The 15426-nt window shown below is 42.6% G+C and carries 14 protein-coding genes; 7 read left to right on the top strand and 7 right to left on the bottom strand.

The genetic code is table 11. The annotated features are described in order from the left end of the window. Positions 1–16: 16 nt before the first annotated feature. Positions 17–637: a hydrolase gene (locus FC83_RS04465; protein WP_035453575.1), complete on the bottom strand. Its 621-nt coding sequence runs from the start codon at positions 635–637 to the stop codon at positions 17–19. A 221-nt stretch (positions 638–858) separates the two neighbouring features. Between FC83_RS04465 and FC83_RS04460 the strand changes: the two genes are divergently transcribed. After that, positions 859–2295 carry an NAD-dependent succinate-semialdehyde dehydrogenase gene (locus tag FC83_RS04460; RefSeq protein ID WP_057002446.1) on the top strand — a complete coding sequence of 479 codons (1437 nt, stop codon included), beginning with the start codon at positions 859–861 and terminating at the stop codon, positions 2293–2295. Between the two features lie 56 nt (positions 2296–2351). Here the strand turns inward: FC83_RS04460 and FC83_RS04455 are convergent, their stop codons facing one another. After that, a complete protein-coding gene (locus tag FC83_RS04455; protein WP_057002445.1) occupies positions 2352–3176 on the bottom strand; it encodes a TIM barrel protein in 825 nt (274 codons plus the stop codon). Between the two features lie 85 nt (positions 3177–3261). Beyond that, entirely contained in the window at positions 3262–4644 is a 1383-nt protein-coding gene (locus FC83_RS04450) for a sugar porter family MFS transporter (protein WP_035453642.1), read from the bottom strand. Between the two features lie 320 nt (positions 4645–4964). Here FC83_RS04450 and FC83_RS04445 point away from each other — a divergent pair, with 320 nt between their 5' ends. The 3 genes from FC83_RS04445 to FC83_RS04435 all read left to right on the top strand — a co-directional run bounded on the left by FC83_RS04445 (position 4965) and on the right by FC83_RS04435 (position 6548). Continuing rightward, positions 4965–5384, top strand: coding sequence for a MerR family transcriptional regulator (locus tag FC83_RS04445; RefSeq protein ID WP_035453577.1), 420 nt, complete (start codon positions 4965–4967; stop codon positions 5382–5384). A 93-nt stretch (positions 5385–5477) separates the two neighbouring features. Then, a complete protein-coding gene (locus FC83_RS04440) occupies positions 5478–6221 on the top strand; it encodes an SDR family oxidoreductase (RefSeq protein WP_035453579.1) in 744 nt (247 codons plus the stop codon). Between the two features lie 12 nt (positions 6222–6233). After that, a complete protein-coding gene (locus FC83_RS04435) occupies positions 6234–6548 on the top strand; it encodes a carboxymuconolactone decarboxylase family protein (protein ID WP_035453581.1) in 315 nt (104 codons plus the stop codon). A gap of 169 nt (positions 6549–6717) precedes the next feature. Here the strand turns inward: FC83_RS04435 and FC83_RS04430 are convergent, their stop codons facing one another. The 4 genes from FC83_RS04430 to FC83_RS04415 form a co-directional block, all read right to left on the bottom strand. After that, positions 6718–8103: an amino acid permease gene (locus FC83_RS04430; RefSeq protein ID WP_420805619.1), complete on the bottom strand. Its 1386-nt coding sequence runs from the start codon at positions 8101–8103 to the stop codon at positions 6718–6720. A gap of 202 nt (positions 8104–8305) precedes the next feature. After that, complete coding sequence (locus tag FC83_RS04425; protein ID WP_057002444.1) at positions 8306–9526, bottom strand: MFS transporter; 1221 nt, start codon at positions 9524–9526, stop codon at positions 8306–8308. A gap of 191 nt (positions 9527–9717) precedes the next feature. Next, positions 9718–11103, bottom strand: coding sequence for an amino acid permease (locus FC83_RS04420; RefSeq protein ID WP_035453584.1), 1386 nt, complete (start codon positions 11101–11103; stop codon positions 9718–9720). 336 nt (positions 11104–11439) lie between these two features. Next, positions 11440–12372, bottom strand: coding sequence for an L-lactate dehydrogenase (locus FC83_RS04415; protein ID WP_035453585.1), 933 nt, complete (start codon positions 12370–12372; stop codon positions 11440–11442). A 522-nt stretch (positions 12373–12894) separates the two neighbouring features. On the opposite strand from FC83_RS04415, the gene FC83_RS04410 reads away from it, so the two are divergent. Genes FC83_RS04410 through FC83_RS04400 form a run of 3 tightly spaced genes read left to right on the top strand, consistent with a single transcriptional unit; the run spans position 12895 to position 15416 of the window. Continuing rightward, positions 12895–13722, top strand: coding sequence for a MetQ/NlpA family ABC transporter substrate-binding protein (locus FC83_RS04410; RefSeq protein ID WP_035453588.1), 828 nt, complete (start codon positions 12895–12897; stop codon positions 13720–13722). 12 nt (positions 13723–13734) lie between these two features. Then, entirely contained in the window at positions 13735–14757 is a 1023-nt protein-coding gene (locus tag FC83_RS04405; protein WP_035453589.1) for a methionine ABC transporter ATP-binding protein, read from the top strand. Continuing rightward, positions 14754–15416, top strand: a complete 663-nt coding sequence (locus FC83_RS04400; protein WP_057002443.1) for a methionine ABC transporter permease — start codon at positions 14754–14756, stop codon at positions 15414–15416. Before FC83_RS04405 ends, FC83_RS04400 begins: the two co-directional genes overlap by 4 nt. Positions 15417–15426 lie beyond the last annotated feature (10 nt).

Genomic DNA, 15426 nt, shown 5'->3' with positions numbered 1-15426 from the left:
CAGGTCTATTTGATATTTAAGATAAGTTAATGAAGATACCAGCATCAATGAGTGCTTGGACAAAGCCCGGCACATACTCAGTTCGATTCCAGTCGCGCTGCCATTCACAAGCCAATTGCGCAAAGCTGATTAATTGGGCACCAGCTTGTTCAACCCGGCGTAGGGCTGTTTCATGGGCAACTGGAGAAGTGCCACCAACGGAATCCACGATAGGATAAACCTCATATCCTTCTTTTAAGGCATCTAACGTTGGGAACGTGAGACAAGCCTCTGTCCATAAAGCAGTGATCAAGATTTTCTTACGGCCGGTAGCTTTAACGGCTTCTACAAAGTCTTTATCCTGCCAAGCATTGATAGAAGAGCGATCATAAGATGGGATATCACCTAAAATTTTCTTGAGTTGGGGCACAGTGTCTTGGTTGCGACCACTTTTAACATTGACCGTCGATAATACGATGGGGACATCATAGGCCTTAGCTAATTGGGCAACTAGACTTTCTTCTTTAATTAATTGGGCGTGATTCATGGAATTGATAGAATTAATTTGGGTGGGTTGATAATCAATGATTAACAAGACACTATTTTCAGGGGTAATCAATGAATCAGTTTCAGGATCACGACGTGGATAACTTGCCATAATAAACCCTCCATTTAATAACTAGATTAATATTTCACCAATAGTCTACCACAAGTTTTTCAGTTCGCGTTGAAATATGCCTTACTGTCTAGACCGCAATATTTACGTACTTTTTTGAAAAAAATAGTTGCTATAAGTAGGGGTAGTTGTTACAATAAATTTGTCAGGTAAGCGCTTTAAAAAACGTTTTTTGGCATAATCAATTTTTTGGAGGTTTTATAATGGCTTATGCAACAGTGAATCCTTATACTAACGAGATCGTAAAGCAATACGATAACAGTACCCCAGATGAAATTGAACAAACTTTGGCAAATGCTTATAACTTATACAAATCCATGCGTGATGACCCCGTCGCTCCACGAGCAAAAATTTTACATAAACTCAGCCAAATTTTTATTAAAGATGCTGAGCAATTAGCAAAACCGCTCGTTGAAGACATGGGCAAGCTTTACAATGAAGCTTTAGGTGAAGTTGCCATTTGCGCGGATATCGCCGAATATTATGCCGCTAATGCAGAACGCTTACTGGCACCAGAGTCTGTCCAAACATTATCTGGACAAGCTCAAATCTTGAATCGGCCTTATGGGGTTTTGATGGCTGTTGAACCATGGAACTTCCCTTATTATCAAATTATGCGGGTCTTTGCCCCTTACTTTGCTGCTGGGAATCCAATGGTCTTAAAACATGCTGCGAACACACCAGGCTCTGCTTTGGCTTTTGAAGCAGCTGTTGAAAAAGCCGGTGCACCGGTTGGTAGCTTTAAGAACTTATTCCTAAGCTATGATCAAGTGGCTGATGTTATCGCTGATCCAAGAATTCAAGGTGTCTGTTTGACTGGTTCTGAACGGGGCGGGAAAGCCGTTGCCGCAGAAGCTGGTAAGAATTTAAAGAAATCTACGATGGAATTAGGCGGTAACGATGCCTTTATCGTCTTAGATGATGCGAACATGGATGAAGTGGAAAAGGTCTCTGCTGCTGCACGGCTTTACAACTGTGGGCAAGTATGTACTTCATCTAAACGCTTCATCGTTACTGAAAAGAATTATGATCGTTTTATCAAGAACTTAGCAGAACAATTTGCAAATGTTAAAATGGGGGATCCCATGGATCCAACAACAACATTGGCACCAATGTGTACTGAAAAGAACAAAAATAAACTTCAAAAACAAGTTGACGAAGCCATTGCGGCTGGTGCAAAAGTTTATTATGGTAATGAACCCGTTGATTTAGATGGCCAATTCTTCCAACCTACTATTTTGACAGATATTACCAAAGATAATCCAGCTTACTATCAAGAAATGTTTGGCCCAGTTGCCCAAGTTTATAAAGTTAAAGATGAAGCAGCTGCTATTGAATTAGCGAATGATTCACACTTAGGTTTAGGTGGGATCGTTTATAGTGGCGATGCACAACATGGCGCTGAAGTAGCTGCCAAAATTGAAACTGGGATGATGTTTGTCAACACCTTCTTAAGCACCTTGCCAGAAATTCCATTTGGTGGGATCAAGATGTCTGGTTATGGCCGTGAATTAGGGGACGAATGTATCTATAGTTTCGTTAACCGGGAGTTAGTGGTTAAAAACCCTGACCCAGAAGGCAAGTTACCTGAAAATAAATTTGGTGGCCTAGTAGCACCAGCCTTATTACCACAAGATTAACAATAATATTTAAATAAGGTGTCTTGGACAACGACTGTTGTTCAGGGCACCTTATTTTAATGCGCTAAATTTTGTTGGATGGTTAAAAGATAGTGGTAGCTGTCTCGCATTTCTTTTGAATCTAGTTGGTTTTTTAAATTGATTTCAAAGATATTGGTAGCCTGCTGGTTTAAGAGGGGATAAACCTTTGCCCAATCAATTTTACCTTGACCTAAGGGTAAACTATCATGGCTTAGACCCATGGAATCCACTAGATGATAGTGGACGATTTGTGGGGCTAAACGCTTGAGACTAGCCTGCAATTTTGCATTATCGCCATGATTGTAAATAAAGGCATGGCTGACATCGAAACATAAGCGATATTTCTTTTGAATCACTAAAGCTTCAGTGGTCGCATCGCCATAGGCAAAAACTGGAGAAATCGAGTTTTCAAACATAATGTGATCACCTCCTAAAGCAAAGAAGTAATCCAGCCGTTTAAAGACTAGAGCTTGGGCCGTTTGAACATCGGGATAAAATTGTTGAATAAAGGCCAAAGGCTCGTTGTAAGCACCATGGACCAGCAATTGGACATTTTCTTGTACGGCAAGTTTGATTAAGCGTTCAGTACCTGCCATCAAGAAATTGTATTGGTCCAACATTTTGGTGGCATCCACAAAAAGTTCATTGTGATATTTGCCAAAGCGCATGGGATGGTGGATGATAATATGCTGGATACCTTGATCTTGAACCAGGCGAATCATTTTGGTTAGATGAATCAATCCAGAATCGGTCACATCCTGGCGGTCAGTGTAAAACTCGAAAACATCTGGGTGATATTGTAAGCGTTCGTTGACTTGTTGCGGATCAGTACTAGCTTTTAAACCTAAATGAGGGAACATAGTGGCCTCCTTATCTGTTACTTATCTATAGGATAACGCAAAACAGATTGCTAGCCTAGGTTAAAAGCTGGCAATCTGTTGGTGATTAGCCCTTCAATTTACTTTCAGATTCAATAGTTTCGAGGGATTTCCCCGCGGTTTCTGGGGCGAATTTATAAGCAAATATAAATGAAATAATATTTAAGCCCACAAAGATCAAGAAAGTCGCAGTCATACCTAACTGAGCCACTGAAATTGGGAATAAGAAGCCGACAAAGAAATTGGCGATCCATAAGAAGAATGTGGCAAAGCCCATGCCTAACCCCCGAATGGACTCCGGATAAATTTCGGACAGTAACGTCCAAGTCAAGGGACCAACTGCCCCTTGGAAGAAGGCTAAGTAAATGACCGTGAAGGTAATGGTGAGGTAAGGCAATAACGGACTGGCGGCTAAAAAGTTACTAATTAAGGTGATACCCAATAGGGAGAACATGGTCCCAATCAAGCCAGTTAACAACATGGGCCGGCGTTTATGATGGTACATTAGCCGCATGGTAACCAGCGTTGCAATGACGGAGGTGACCCCATTTAAAATATTGGCGATCAAACTGCCATTTTGACCGAAGCCAGACTTTTGTAAAATCGTTGTGCCATAATACATCATCACATTGACCCCAACGATTTGTTGCATGATGCCTAAGCCAACCCCGATGATGATTAAGCGGGTGACCCAGGGCTTGCGTAAATCTTTAAAGGTTATATTTTTAATGGATTTGGAATGGGCAACGGTTTTTTCCAAACTGTGTAATTCCACTTGGGCTTGTTCTTCACCCCGGATTTCCCGTAACACTTTTAAAGCCCGCTGCGTTTTACCGGTTTCTACTAACCAGTGGGGCGATTCGGGTACAAAGTTCATTCCGATCCAAAGAATGATGGCTGGAATTGTGGCTAAAACGATCATCCACCGCCAAATCCCAGCAACGGCACCTAAAGTGGTCCCGAGGATCGCATTGAAGATAAATGCCAACAGTTGGCCGGATACGATCATCACATCATTTTGAACGACTAAACTACCTCTTAAAGCCGGTGGGGCGATTTCCGCTAAGAAGGTTGGGACGGTTACCGAAGCCCCACCAACTGCTAGGCCTAATAAAGCCCGGGCGCCAATTAAGAAGTTGGCATTGGGCGATAGGGCCGAAGCAATCGTAGCTGCCACAAAAATAACGGCTAGGCTCATGATGACTTTACGCCGACCCCGTCTATCAGCGATTCTACCGGTTAAAATAGCCCCAAAGGCGGCTCCTAGCGTTAACGAACTGGCGACCAAGCCTTCAGTGACTGGGTTCATATTCAACTCACTGGCTTTGCTCATAAAGGGCAGTGCCCCATTGATTACCCCTGTATCATAACCAAAAAGTAAACCACCAAATGTTGCGATAACAGAGATAAATCTCAAGCGCCTATGGGCATCTTTTTTAGATTTAGAAATAGGTGAAGCGACTGTTTTCTCTGATTTGGTTGGTAAACTAATTGCGCGATGGCTAAATTCATGATGATTTTCCATAATTAGTATTCCTCCTTAAATCATTGAAAAGAATGAAAATTTTTATGAATATTGGACATATATCTACTGTAGTGCAAAGTTTTCAATAATGCAAAGGCAGTCTTTCACAAGGTTATTTTCATAAATGTAATAAAAGACTAAGAATATGCGGTAATTCGATTATTATTTTTTAAAGGAATCCTTGACTTAGAGTGTACTATAAGACTTATGATAGAATTGATTTAATTAAAGGAAGGGGATGTTGAATGACGCGTGTTAAAAAGTATAAAATTAGTGAATTCAGCCGCTTAGTGGGATTGTCCACCTTCACCTTACGTTATTATGAAAATGAGGGCATTATTAAACCTCATCGGGACCACAACGGGATGCGTTATTACACAACGGCAGATATTAAGTGGATTGGGTTTGTCTTGCATCTAAAGGGGACGGGGATGAAAATTACTGCGTTAAAAGAATACGTGGCACTGCGGGCAGCTGGGGATGCGACGATTCCAGCTCGACGGGCGTTATTGGCACAAGCTCAAAAAGACTGTGAGGCTGAGATTGCCGAACGTCAAGCCAATCTGCAAGTGTTGAATCATAAAATTGACTGGTATGATGGCAAACTTGATGCCAGTATTGCTGAAACAGAAAGTTTTGAAACTTACTTAAAACGGTTTGAATAAAGGCAAATCACTTGACTTCCCAGGGACTGTGAGCGGTAATGTAGGCATAAGCTTATAGGTGGCACGGACGCAACAGTAAAGGAGTAGATTGATATGACAGTTCAAAACAAAGTCGTTGTGATCACTGGGGCTTCTTCTGGCATTGGTGAAGCAACAGCTAAATTGTTGGCAAAAAATGGGGCCAAAGTAATTTTAGGTGCCCGGCGCGAGAGCCGCTTGGCAGAGATTGCGGCAAGCATTCGTGCTGCCGGGGGCCAAGTGGCTTACCGCGCCACTGATGTGCGCCGAGCAGCGGATCTACAAGCGTTGGTGGCTTTAGCCAAGACGGAATTTGGGGGCATTGATGTGTTATTTAACAATGCCGGTATTGCCCCGAGTTCCCCAATTAGTGCTTTGCATACCAAAGAATGGGATGACATGATCGATATTAACTTAAAGGGTGTCTTAAACGGTATTGCCGCCGTGATGCCTGATTTTACGACCCAAAAACACGGCCAAATCATCACCACATCCTCTGTGGCCGGATTGAAAAACTACCCCGGTGCAGGCGTCTATGGGGCCACGAAGTTTGCCGTTAAGAACCTCATGGAGGTCATCCGCATGGAAAGTGCTGCCGAAGGCACTAATATCCGGGCAGTGACATTATATCCAGGGGCTATTAACACCGAAGTAATGGGCACAATTTCTGATCAAGCAACACTCAAAGGCATGGCTCAACTTTATGATCAAGTCGGTATTGGGCCAGATGCTGTGGCCAACGTGGTGAATTTTGCCATTGATCAGCCAGAAGATGTGAACGTCAGTGAATTTACAATTTATCCAACAAAACAAGGTTAGGTGGTAGCATATATGGTAAAGAAACAAACAGCAGGTCGCGATAATTTAGGCGAGTTCGCGCCAAAGTTTGCCGAACTAAATGATGATGTCTTATTTGGTGAAGTCTGGTCTCGAGCAGCGGAAATGCCCGCCCATGATCGTAGTTTGATTACGGTCGCTAGCTTATTGACCCAGGGTGTCCCCCAGTTAAAAGATCACATGCGGATTGCCAAAGAAAATGGTGTTACTAAAACAGAAATGGTTGAGTTGATTACCCACTTGGCTTTTTACGCCGGCTGGCCCAAAGCATGGTCTGCTTTTGGGTATGCCAAAGAGATTTATAAATAATTTGTGCTTGGCTAAGGAATATGTTATGATTCTTGTCGGTGCCAAACCTATAGATTTTAAAAAGACCTTTGTCATTGGACAAAAGGCAGGGAGACGTTCATTTCGGTGAACGTCTTTTGTATTTAAAAAGCTGGCTCAACGAAAAATGTTGGGCCAGCTTTTTATATGGTTATTTTTCTTTAACGACAGCTGCTGGGGTTTTCCGATAACGCAACCAGGTTGCCCCGCCGAAGATAATGCACCAGATGATTGCACCAATGGCAGGCACGATAGATCCAGGATTAAAGAATAAACTAATGAAAATCACCGCGAAAAAGACAATTGTTGCGGGACTTGTAATTTTATAGGCTGGCATCAAGAAGCCGGTACTCATAAAGTCTTGGGACTTCTTATATTGGCGATGAGCTAACATAGCCAAACCATAAACTAGAATATATAAATCACTGGATACAGAAGTGACAAACTCAAAAGCACTTGTGATTTGAGGAATCGCGCTGATAATGGGTGAAATAAACATTAAAGCTACGGATAACAAGATACCGCCACTAGGCACGCCAGTTTTAGAGATATGGCGGAATGGTTTCATCATGGCAGCTTCTGATTCCATCGATAGGGTATATAAATGTCGCCCCGCTGAGAAAATCGCACTGTTTAAAGCTGAGGCCGCCGAAGTCAGGACTACGAAGTTAATAACTGCGGCTGCAGCGGGGAGACCAGCCAGTTTAAAGACTTGAACAAATGGACTTTGGGCCGGATTAATTTCCCGCCAAGGATTGATGCTCATAATGATCAGCATCGCCCCAATGTAGAAAATCAGGATCCGGTAAATGGTTTGATTGACGGCTTTTGGCAAAACTTTGCGAGGATTTTCGGTTTCGCCAATGGTGATACTCACAAATTCAATCCCTTGGAAGGCAAAGAATACCATGGGAAAAGCCGCAATAAAGGAAGTGATACCATTAGGAAACATTTGGAATTTATGAAAAATATTACCAAAACTGGCTTGCACGCCTGAAGTATCTTTAAAGCCAGTAAAAATCATCATCAAACCGACAGCAATTAAAGCAATAATCGCAATAATTTTGATCATGGCAAACCAGAATTCGGCTTCCCCAAATATTTTGGCAGCAATCAGGTTCACGGCACCTAAGATAATCAAAAAAATGATTTGAATCAGACTGGTATTCCAAGTGGGAAACCAGTACTGAACATAGGTGGAAATTGCGGTTAGCTCAGCCATGGCCAAGAAGATTAAACCTAGCCAATAACTCCAAGCGGCAAATACCCCGGGACCAATGCCCAAATACTTTGTAATAAAAGCCACGAAAGTATGCTCCTCAGGACTGGCATAAAGCATTTCGCCAATGGCCCGCATCATTAAGAAGAAAAATAAACCTAAGACAGCGTAAACGATGATGATGGATGGGCCAGTTTTCGCAATCGAATTCCCGGCGCCTAAGAATAATCCTGTCCCAATCGTACCGCCAATTGCAATCATTTGAACGTGACGGTTGTGCAAGGTGCGTTTGGTACCATCTTTATTGATCGTATTCATTGCCATTGCCCCTCAAAACCTTTCCGTTTATTTTCTGTAATGTTATTTTACATTAAAATTTAATGAGATAAAGCGAAACATTTTCTTGTATAGGTGAATTGCTTTCATCGTAACGCTAGATGTAAGCATTAATTTCAACTTATGTGAGCAATGACAAAAAAATAGCCGTTCTAAGAACGACTAAACAGTGATTGCGATGATGTTAAGCTCGCTTGAGATGCCGAATTTCTGGGGCAAAGAACCAAATTAGCAGTAAATTTAAGAACAACATTAAGGCAGTCATGATGAAGACAGCGTTGTAATCAAAAATCCCAGCGATAAAGCCACCTAATAACGAACCGAACATGGCGCCTAATGAAGAGAAGGATTGATTCCAACTAAAAATATAAGAGGTCATATTCACTGGCGTGTTTTTCGTGAGTAAGGTTTGAATCTCTGGGAATAAAGCTGCGTCGGAAATACCTACCATTAAGCGCAAAAAACCTAAAATAAAAATATTTAAAATTAACCCTTGGGGGAAGTACACAATGGTGGCAAAGGTAAAGCCGAAGAGCAAAACCTTTCCAGACCCATGCTTATCCCCATAGCGACCCAGTCTCGGGGCCATAATAATATTGGAGATCCCTGGCAAAGCAGCAATGATCCCAGCTACCAGCGTGATTGGACCGACATGGTGCATTAATTCCTTAACATAAAGGCTAATGATGGGCGAAATCGATGAGTTACCCGCCATGACGATCAGCGTTGAGAACAATAAGATGATAATTAGTTTAGGATTGGGGAGGGATTTGAAACTGTAACTGACGGCATTTGGGCCAGTTTCGCTGACCGGGGTAAATTTTTCTTTGACCAAGAGCCAACTCATTAAGAAAGTTAAGAATAATAAACCTGCTGTGATGAAGAAAGTCATGCGGATGGAAAAAACTTGAGCCAGGGCCCCACCGATAATGGGACCTAACAAGAAGCCACTGGTATAACCGGTGGTTAAAGTACTTAAGGCCATACCGCTTTTTTCCAGCGGGGCTTGGGAGGCAATTAGGGCCTGGGCGTTAGGGATATAGCCGGCAAAGATACCTTGAATGGCCCGCAATAAGATCATCTGCCAAACACTTTGCGCTAAACCCATCAAACCAAAGGTGATAGTCATGCCAAAGGCTGCCCGCAAGAGCATGATTTTACGGCCCTTTTTGTCGGCTAGTTTCCCCCATAAAGGGGATACTAAGGCGTTGACTAAAAAATCAGCCCCATAGACTAGCCCACTATAGATCGTCACCTGGGACTTGGTGAAGTTGCCCATTGAATTAACATATAAAGATAAAAAAGGACTGATTTCGCTAAAAGCTACACCAGCTACAAACGTACAAAACCAAAGCACCGTTAGATTACGGCGCCAAGGGCCATTTCTTCTTGTTTCACTATCCATGAATATAAATACCTCGATGCAAAATAATATGTAAATAAGTCAGCAATAAAAAGACACAATTATTAGCATAACACAAATTGTCAGGAATTATTAGACGGTGCCGAGCGTCATTGGCAAATTAAAAGGATATTGCCTTCATAAAATTGAAAGTAATATCCTTTTAAAGGTGAGGCAATATTTAAATGTAGTTATTATTTGGCAGGCACTTCGGCTGGCTTGCGGTAACGTAGCCAAACGCTACCCCCAAAGCCGATACACCAGATAATGGCGCCAACAGCCGGAATCACTGAGCCGGGGTTGAAGAATAAACTGATGAAAATGACGGCGAAAAAGATGATCGTTGCTGGGCTGGTAATTTTATAAGCTGGCATCAAGAAGCCATCACTTAAGAAATCTTGGGACTTTTTATATTGACGATGGGCTAATATGGCTAAGGCATAGACCAAGATACATAAATCACTGGAAGCTGAGGTCACAAATTCAAAGGCACTGGTAATTTGTGGCAGGGCACTGATGATTGGGGAAACGAACATCAAGGCCACGGATAAGAAAATACCACCGCTGGGAACCCCGGTTTTAGACACATGGCGGAAAGGTTTTAAAGCGGCGGCTTCTGATTCCATAGCTGAGGTGTACAGATGACGACCAGCCGAAAAAATGGCACTGTTTAGGGCAGAGGCGGCAGAGGTTAAGACTACAAAGTTAATGACGGCAGCGGCTGCCGGTAGCCCAGCCAATTTGAAGACTTGAACAAATGGGCTTTGTGCCGGATTAATTTCTTGCCAAGGATTAATGCTCATGATAATGACCATGGCCCCAATGTAAAAAATTAAAATACGGTAGATAGTTTGATTAACAGCCTTGGGCAAGACCTTCCGGGGATTTTTGGTTTCGCCGATGGTGATGCTGACAAATTCGATGCCTTGAAAGGCGAAGAATACCATGGGAAAGGCGGCAATAAAGGCGTTCATACCGTGGGGAAACATCTGGAAATGATGGAAAATATTGCCGAAGCTGGCTTGGACTCCGGAAGCATCTTTGAAACCGGTGAAAATCATCATCAAACCAACGGCAATCAGGGCAATAATGGCAATGATTTTGATCATGGCGAACCAAAATTCCGCTTCACCAAACATTTTAGCGGCAATTAGATTGACGGAACCCAAGACTAACAGGAAGACGATCTGAATGAGGCTAGTGTTCCAAGTGGGGAACCAATATTGGACATAAGTAGAAATAGCGGTCAATTCGGCCATGGCCACAAAAATGAGGCCCAGCCAGTAGGTCCAAGCGGCAAATACACCTGGCCCCATACCTAAGTATTTGGCGATAAAGGCTACAAAGGTGTGTTCTTCCGGACTGGCATAAAGCATTTCACCAATGGCCCGCATCATCAAAAAGAAGAACATTCCCAAAACTGCATAAACAATAATGATCGATGGGCCGGTTTTGGCGATGGAATTACCTGCCCCTAAGAACAAACCAGTGCCAATTGTGCCGCCAATGGCGATCATTTGCACGTGCCGATTTTGTAAACTGCGTTTGGTGCCATCTTCATTAATTGGATTACTTGCCATTACCACCAAGACCTTTCTTTTTTGAATATGTGATAAAATATAACACACAAATTCAGTGCCTTAAAGTTGGCCTTTATTTTACAGGCGTGGCTTATTTTGGTGAGCCCTAATAAAAAATACGAAGCCACTTAGATAACATTAATTAAAGTTGATAGGTGGTTCAGGATTGAAACCATTGGCCCAGAAAACATTATTTTGTTCAAATATTTTACGTCTTAGTCAGTTTTAAGGGTGTTGCGGTGGTGTCATCAAAAATTGGCCATGTAAAAAAAGCCCCCCAATTAGGCTGCGGCACTAATTGGGGGGCTGATGTATTGAAAAATTAGTCAGCGTAGTTTAGCTATTTTGAATATCCATGTTTTTTAACAACTTAGCAGAATCGCTCATCTTTTTGGCATCTTCTTCATTCAAGTCCAATTCGATGATTCGATCCAGCCCATTGGCCCCAATAATGGCCGGTACGCCAATGGAAACATCACTTAAGCCATACTCACCTGTTAGATGGATGGATAGGGCAAATGGGGTTAAATCGTCGTTTAAAATCGCTTGGGTAATACGAGTGAGGCTGGCAGCGATGCCATAAAAAGTGGCGCCTTTTTGGCTAATGATACTGTAGGCGGCATCTTTGACGGTGGTGGCGATTTCTTCTAGAACTTCATCTTGGCGATTTTCCGGGATCCATTTACGGATAGGTTGGCCACCAATGGTAGTGAAATCCCAAACTGGGAATTCAGAATCGCCGTGTTCACCTAAGATATAACCACTGACGCTGCGGGCATCAACATTAAAACGTTGGCTGATTTCAGAACGTAGCCGAGCACTGTCTAATGCGGTCCCAGAGCCAATGACTTGGTTGCGGGGCAAGCCAGTGGTCTTAAAAACGAGTTCAGTCAAGATATCTACCGGGTTACTGGCAATGACAATAATGCCATCAAAATCGTTGGCCATGATTTGGTTGGAGATATCTTTAATAATGACAGCATTTTTTTGAATCAATTCCAAACGTGTTTGACCGGGTTTTTGCGGTAAGCCGGCTGTGATCACAATTAAATCAGCGTAACGACAATCGGCGTAGTTAGCCGCATAGATATTTTGCTGCGAGGTATAAGGCAAGGCATCTCGTAAATCTTCCACATCACCTTGAACCCGTTTCATGTTGATGTCAATGATCCCGATACTTTTACCAACGCCGGTCATCAAGCAATTAAAAGCGTAACTAGAACCGATAGCACCATCACCAATTAAGATGATATTTTTTGAGTTCTTCAAAATAAAAGCCTCCTAACTATTCAATTTGTGATAAACTTCATTTCTTCTAAATTGTACAATAGATTGTCTTAAATCTCACGGGATAACCATTGGGCAAGTAGAATTTAGGCTAAAACATAAAATTAACATTTTTTGCCGGCTGAAATTGAGTTTTTTTGATTGACAAGTTCTCGGCATTAGATTAATATTAGAAAATATTGAGAATGTCATCAAACACACATTATTCGTGTCGCGGAGAAGAGTAAGTTAAGTTTAATCACTCAGAGACTATCTAATAGCTGCAAGGATAGGTTTAAGCTTAAGTGAAGATGAGCTCCAAATCACATTGTGGCGGATGCAAGTCCAAAGTACGGTCGATCCCGTTAATGATCCAGGCATATTGTGCCTTTGAGGTGTCTTTGCGACACGAAATTGGGTGGTAACACGAAAAAGTTCGTCCCATGTTTTCTATGATCTTGTGATAGAAAACATGGGGCTTTTTTTAGCATTTGATGACATAAAAATTTTATGGGAGTGTTTAAGATGAAGTTGAATAAAAAATTAGGTTTAATTGCGGCAGCGTTTATCGGGACAATCGCGTTAGGTATCTTTACAACTCAGGGCACCACTGCACAAGCGGCCACCACGGAAACCGTTGGGGTAGCACCTGGCCCTTATGGGGATATGACCACCGAGGTGTTAGGCCCACTGTTGAAAAAGAAGGGTTTCACGTTAAAGACCAAAGAATTTAATGACTATGTGCAACCAAACAAAGCGTTGAATTCTGGTTCGATCAACGCCAACTTATTCCAACACACCGCCTACCTTAAAACTTTTTCAGCCGCTAATAAGTTAGAACTATCTGCTGTGGGGCAAACACCAACCTTAGGCATGGGTATCTATTCTAAAAAAATAAAATCTCTAAAATCCCTTAAATCCGGGGCCACTGTGGCGATTGCCAATGACCCTTCAAACTTGGCCCGTTCTTTACAATTGCTGGCAGCTAATAAATTGATCACTTTGAAGAAAGATGTCAATGTGGCTAAAGCCACCGTGGCCGATGTGGATCAAAATACGAAACAATTAAAATTCAAAACACTTGATGCCGCCCAATTACCACAAGCTCGCAGCACCGTGGATATTGCCTTGATTCCTGGAAATTATTCTTGGAATGCTAATATCAAGCCATCTAGCGCCTTAGCCCTGGAAAAACTTAAAAATGACTACATGGAAGTCTTTGTGGTTCGCACCCAAGACAAGAACTCTAAATTTGGGAAGGCCGTTACCAGCGTCTTGAAGAGTAAAGCTTTTAAAGATGCCATCGCTAAATCAAAATTCAAAGATTTCCAAAAACCAGCCAGCTGGAAGTAGGGAGTTTTAACCATGAGTCAAATTGAAATTAAAAATGTATCGGTCACTTTTAAAGCGAAGCAAAAAGATATTCATGCTGTCAGTGGCGTTTCCTTAAGCATTCAAAAGGGTGAAGTTTTTGGCATCGTCGGGTTATCTGGCGCCGGAAAATCAACTCTGGTGCGCACCATCAATGGCTTGCAACAACCCACGACTGGTGAGGTGACCGTGGATGGGGTGAATATTACCAAAGCCTCCAAGCCACAACTAGCGGCGGCACGCCAGAAGATGGGTTTTATTTTTCAAAACTTTAATTTGGTCAACAATCGAACGATTGCCCAAAATATCGGCTTTGCCTTAACGGCGGCCAATTATCAAAAAGACCAGCAAGCACAACGCATTGAAGAATTGCTGGGCATGGTGGGTTTGGCGGATCGCAAGGACAACTATCCTGAACAGTTGTCTGGTGGGCAAAAGCAGCGGGTGGGGATTGCCCGGGCTTTGGCCAACAATCCGGATATCTTATTGTGTGATGAAGCGACCAGTGCGCTGGATACGGAAACAGCTGAAGAAATTGTGACAATTTTAAAAGATATTAACACTCGGTTACACATTACCATTGTGTTCATCACCCATCAATTGGAAGTGGCCAAAAGTTTATTTAACCGGGTAGCCGTGATGGAGGATGGCCGTATCGTGGAACAGACCACAGTTTATGATTTGTTCGCTGACCCCAAGTCCCAAATGGGGCAACGGCTAGTGGGCACCTTCTTAGATACCAAGTTACCGGATGAAGTGTTGTTTAAACTCAAACAATTATCGGGCCAGCTCTTATCTTTGCGGTACCAAGGCGAAGACTCATTGGATCCAATTATCACAAAAATTGCTAAAGCGACTGGCGTAGAAGTCAATATTTTACAAGGCCGCATTGAATACATTCAAAATAAAGCTATTGGCATATTAGCCGTGTTTTTAACTGGGGATGCTCCTAATATTACCCAAGCTATCACGGCCTTCAAACAAGCTGTTGATCAAGTTTCGGAGGTGGCCTTATGAGTGAAACAATTCAAATTTTACAGCAGAATTTAGGCCAGGCCCTGTGGGAAACCACTGAAATGGTGGTTATCTCTGGTGTCATTGGCGTGGTATTTGGTACCTTATTGGGGATTATTTTGTATTATTTCTCCAATCCGCTATTTTCATTAAAGCCCTGGGTCAATAATACCTTTGGTTTTATCATTAACGCCATCCGCTCATTCCCATTCTTAATTTTAATGGTTGTCTTGATTCCACTGGCTAAAATTTTGACTGGGGATCCCTATACTCCCATGGGTGGGACGGTATCCTTGGCCATTGCGGCCATTCCTTTTTATGCCCGTTTGGCTGAAGGGGCCTTTACCGATGTGGACGCGGGTATTGTGGAAGCTGCCTGCTCCACGGGCGCCAAGTTTGGTTTGATTTTTAGACAAGTTTTATTCCCAGAAGCATTACCTGCCCTTATTCGGGGGTTTGTCTTGACCTTGATCAGTTTATTGGGTTATTCGGCCATGGTGGGGACCATTGGGGCCGGTGGCATTGGGAATTTAGCCATTCAGTATGGTTATAACCGTTATGAAACAGGTGTGTTAATTGCCGTTATTATCATTTTGGTCGTCATCGTGCAATTGATCCAGTGGATTGGCGATAAGTTCGCCAGTCATTTTACCCACGCCTGATTATTGAATT

Origin of the sequence: Agrilactobacillus composti DSM 18527 = JCM 14202 (genome assembly GCF_001436375.1) — a bacterium.
Taxonomy (GTDB): Bacteria; Bacillota; Bacilli; order Lactobacillales; family Lactobacillaceae; genus Agrilactobacillus; species Agrilactobacillus composti.
This window is presented reverse-complemented; position numbering and strand designations above follow the sequence as displayed.

What these genes read in the sequence shown, in the direction of transcription:
- FC83_RS04465 (WP_035453575.1), bottom strand. Translation starts at nt 637, where the DNA reads ATGGCAAGTTATCCACGTCGTGATCCTGAAACTGATTCATTGATTACC.
- FC83_RS04460 (WP_057002446.1), top strand. Translation starts at nt 859, where the DNA reads ATGGCTTATGCAACAGTGAATCCTTATACTAACGAGATCGTAAAGCAA.
- FC83_RS04455 (WP_057002445.1), bottom strand. Translation starts at nt 3,176, where the DNA reads ATGTTCCCTCATTTAGGTTTAAAAGCTAGTACTGATCCGCAACAAGTC.
- FC83_RS04445 (WP_035453577.1), top strand. Translation starts at nt 4,965, where the DNA reads ATGACGCGTGTTAAAAAGTATAAAATTAGTGAATTCAGCCGCTTAGTG.
- FC83_RS04440 (WP_035453579.1), top strand. Translation starts at nt 5,478, where the DNA reads ATGACAGTTCAAAACAAAGTCGTTGTGATCACTGGGGCTTCTTCTGGC.
- FC83_RS04435 (WP_035453581.1), top strand. Translation starts at nt 6,234, where the DNA reads ATGGTAAAGAAACAAACAGCAGGTCGCGATAATTTAGGCGAGTTCGCG.
- FC83_RS04430 (WP_420805619.1), bottom strand. Translation starts at nt 8,103, where the DNA reads ATGAATACGATCAATAAAGATGGTACCAAACGCACCTTGCACAACCGT.
- FC83_RS04425 (WP_057002444.1), bottom strand. Translation starts at nt 9,526, where the DNA reads ATGGATAGTGAAACAAGAAGAAATGGCCCTTGGCGCCGTAATCTAACG.
- FC83_RS04420 (WP_035453584.1), bottom strand. Translation starts at nt 11,103, where the DNA reads ATGGCAAGTAATCCAATTAATGAAGATGGCACCAAACGCAGTTTACAA.
- FC83_RS04410 (WP_035453588.1), top strand. Translation starts at nt 12,895, where the DNA reads ATGAAGTTGAATAAAAAATTAGGTTTAATTGCGGCAGCGTTTATCGGG.
- FC83_RS04405 (WP_035453589.1), top strand. Translation starts at nt 13,735, where the DNA reads ATGAGTCAAATTGAAATTAAAAATGTATCGGTCACTTTTAAAGCGAAG.
- FC83_RS04400 (WP_057002443.1), top strand. Translation starts at nt 14,754, where the DNA reads ATGAGTGAAACAATTCAAATTTTACAGCAGAATTTAGGCCAGGCCCTG.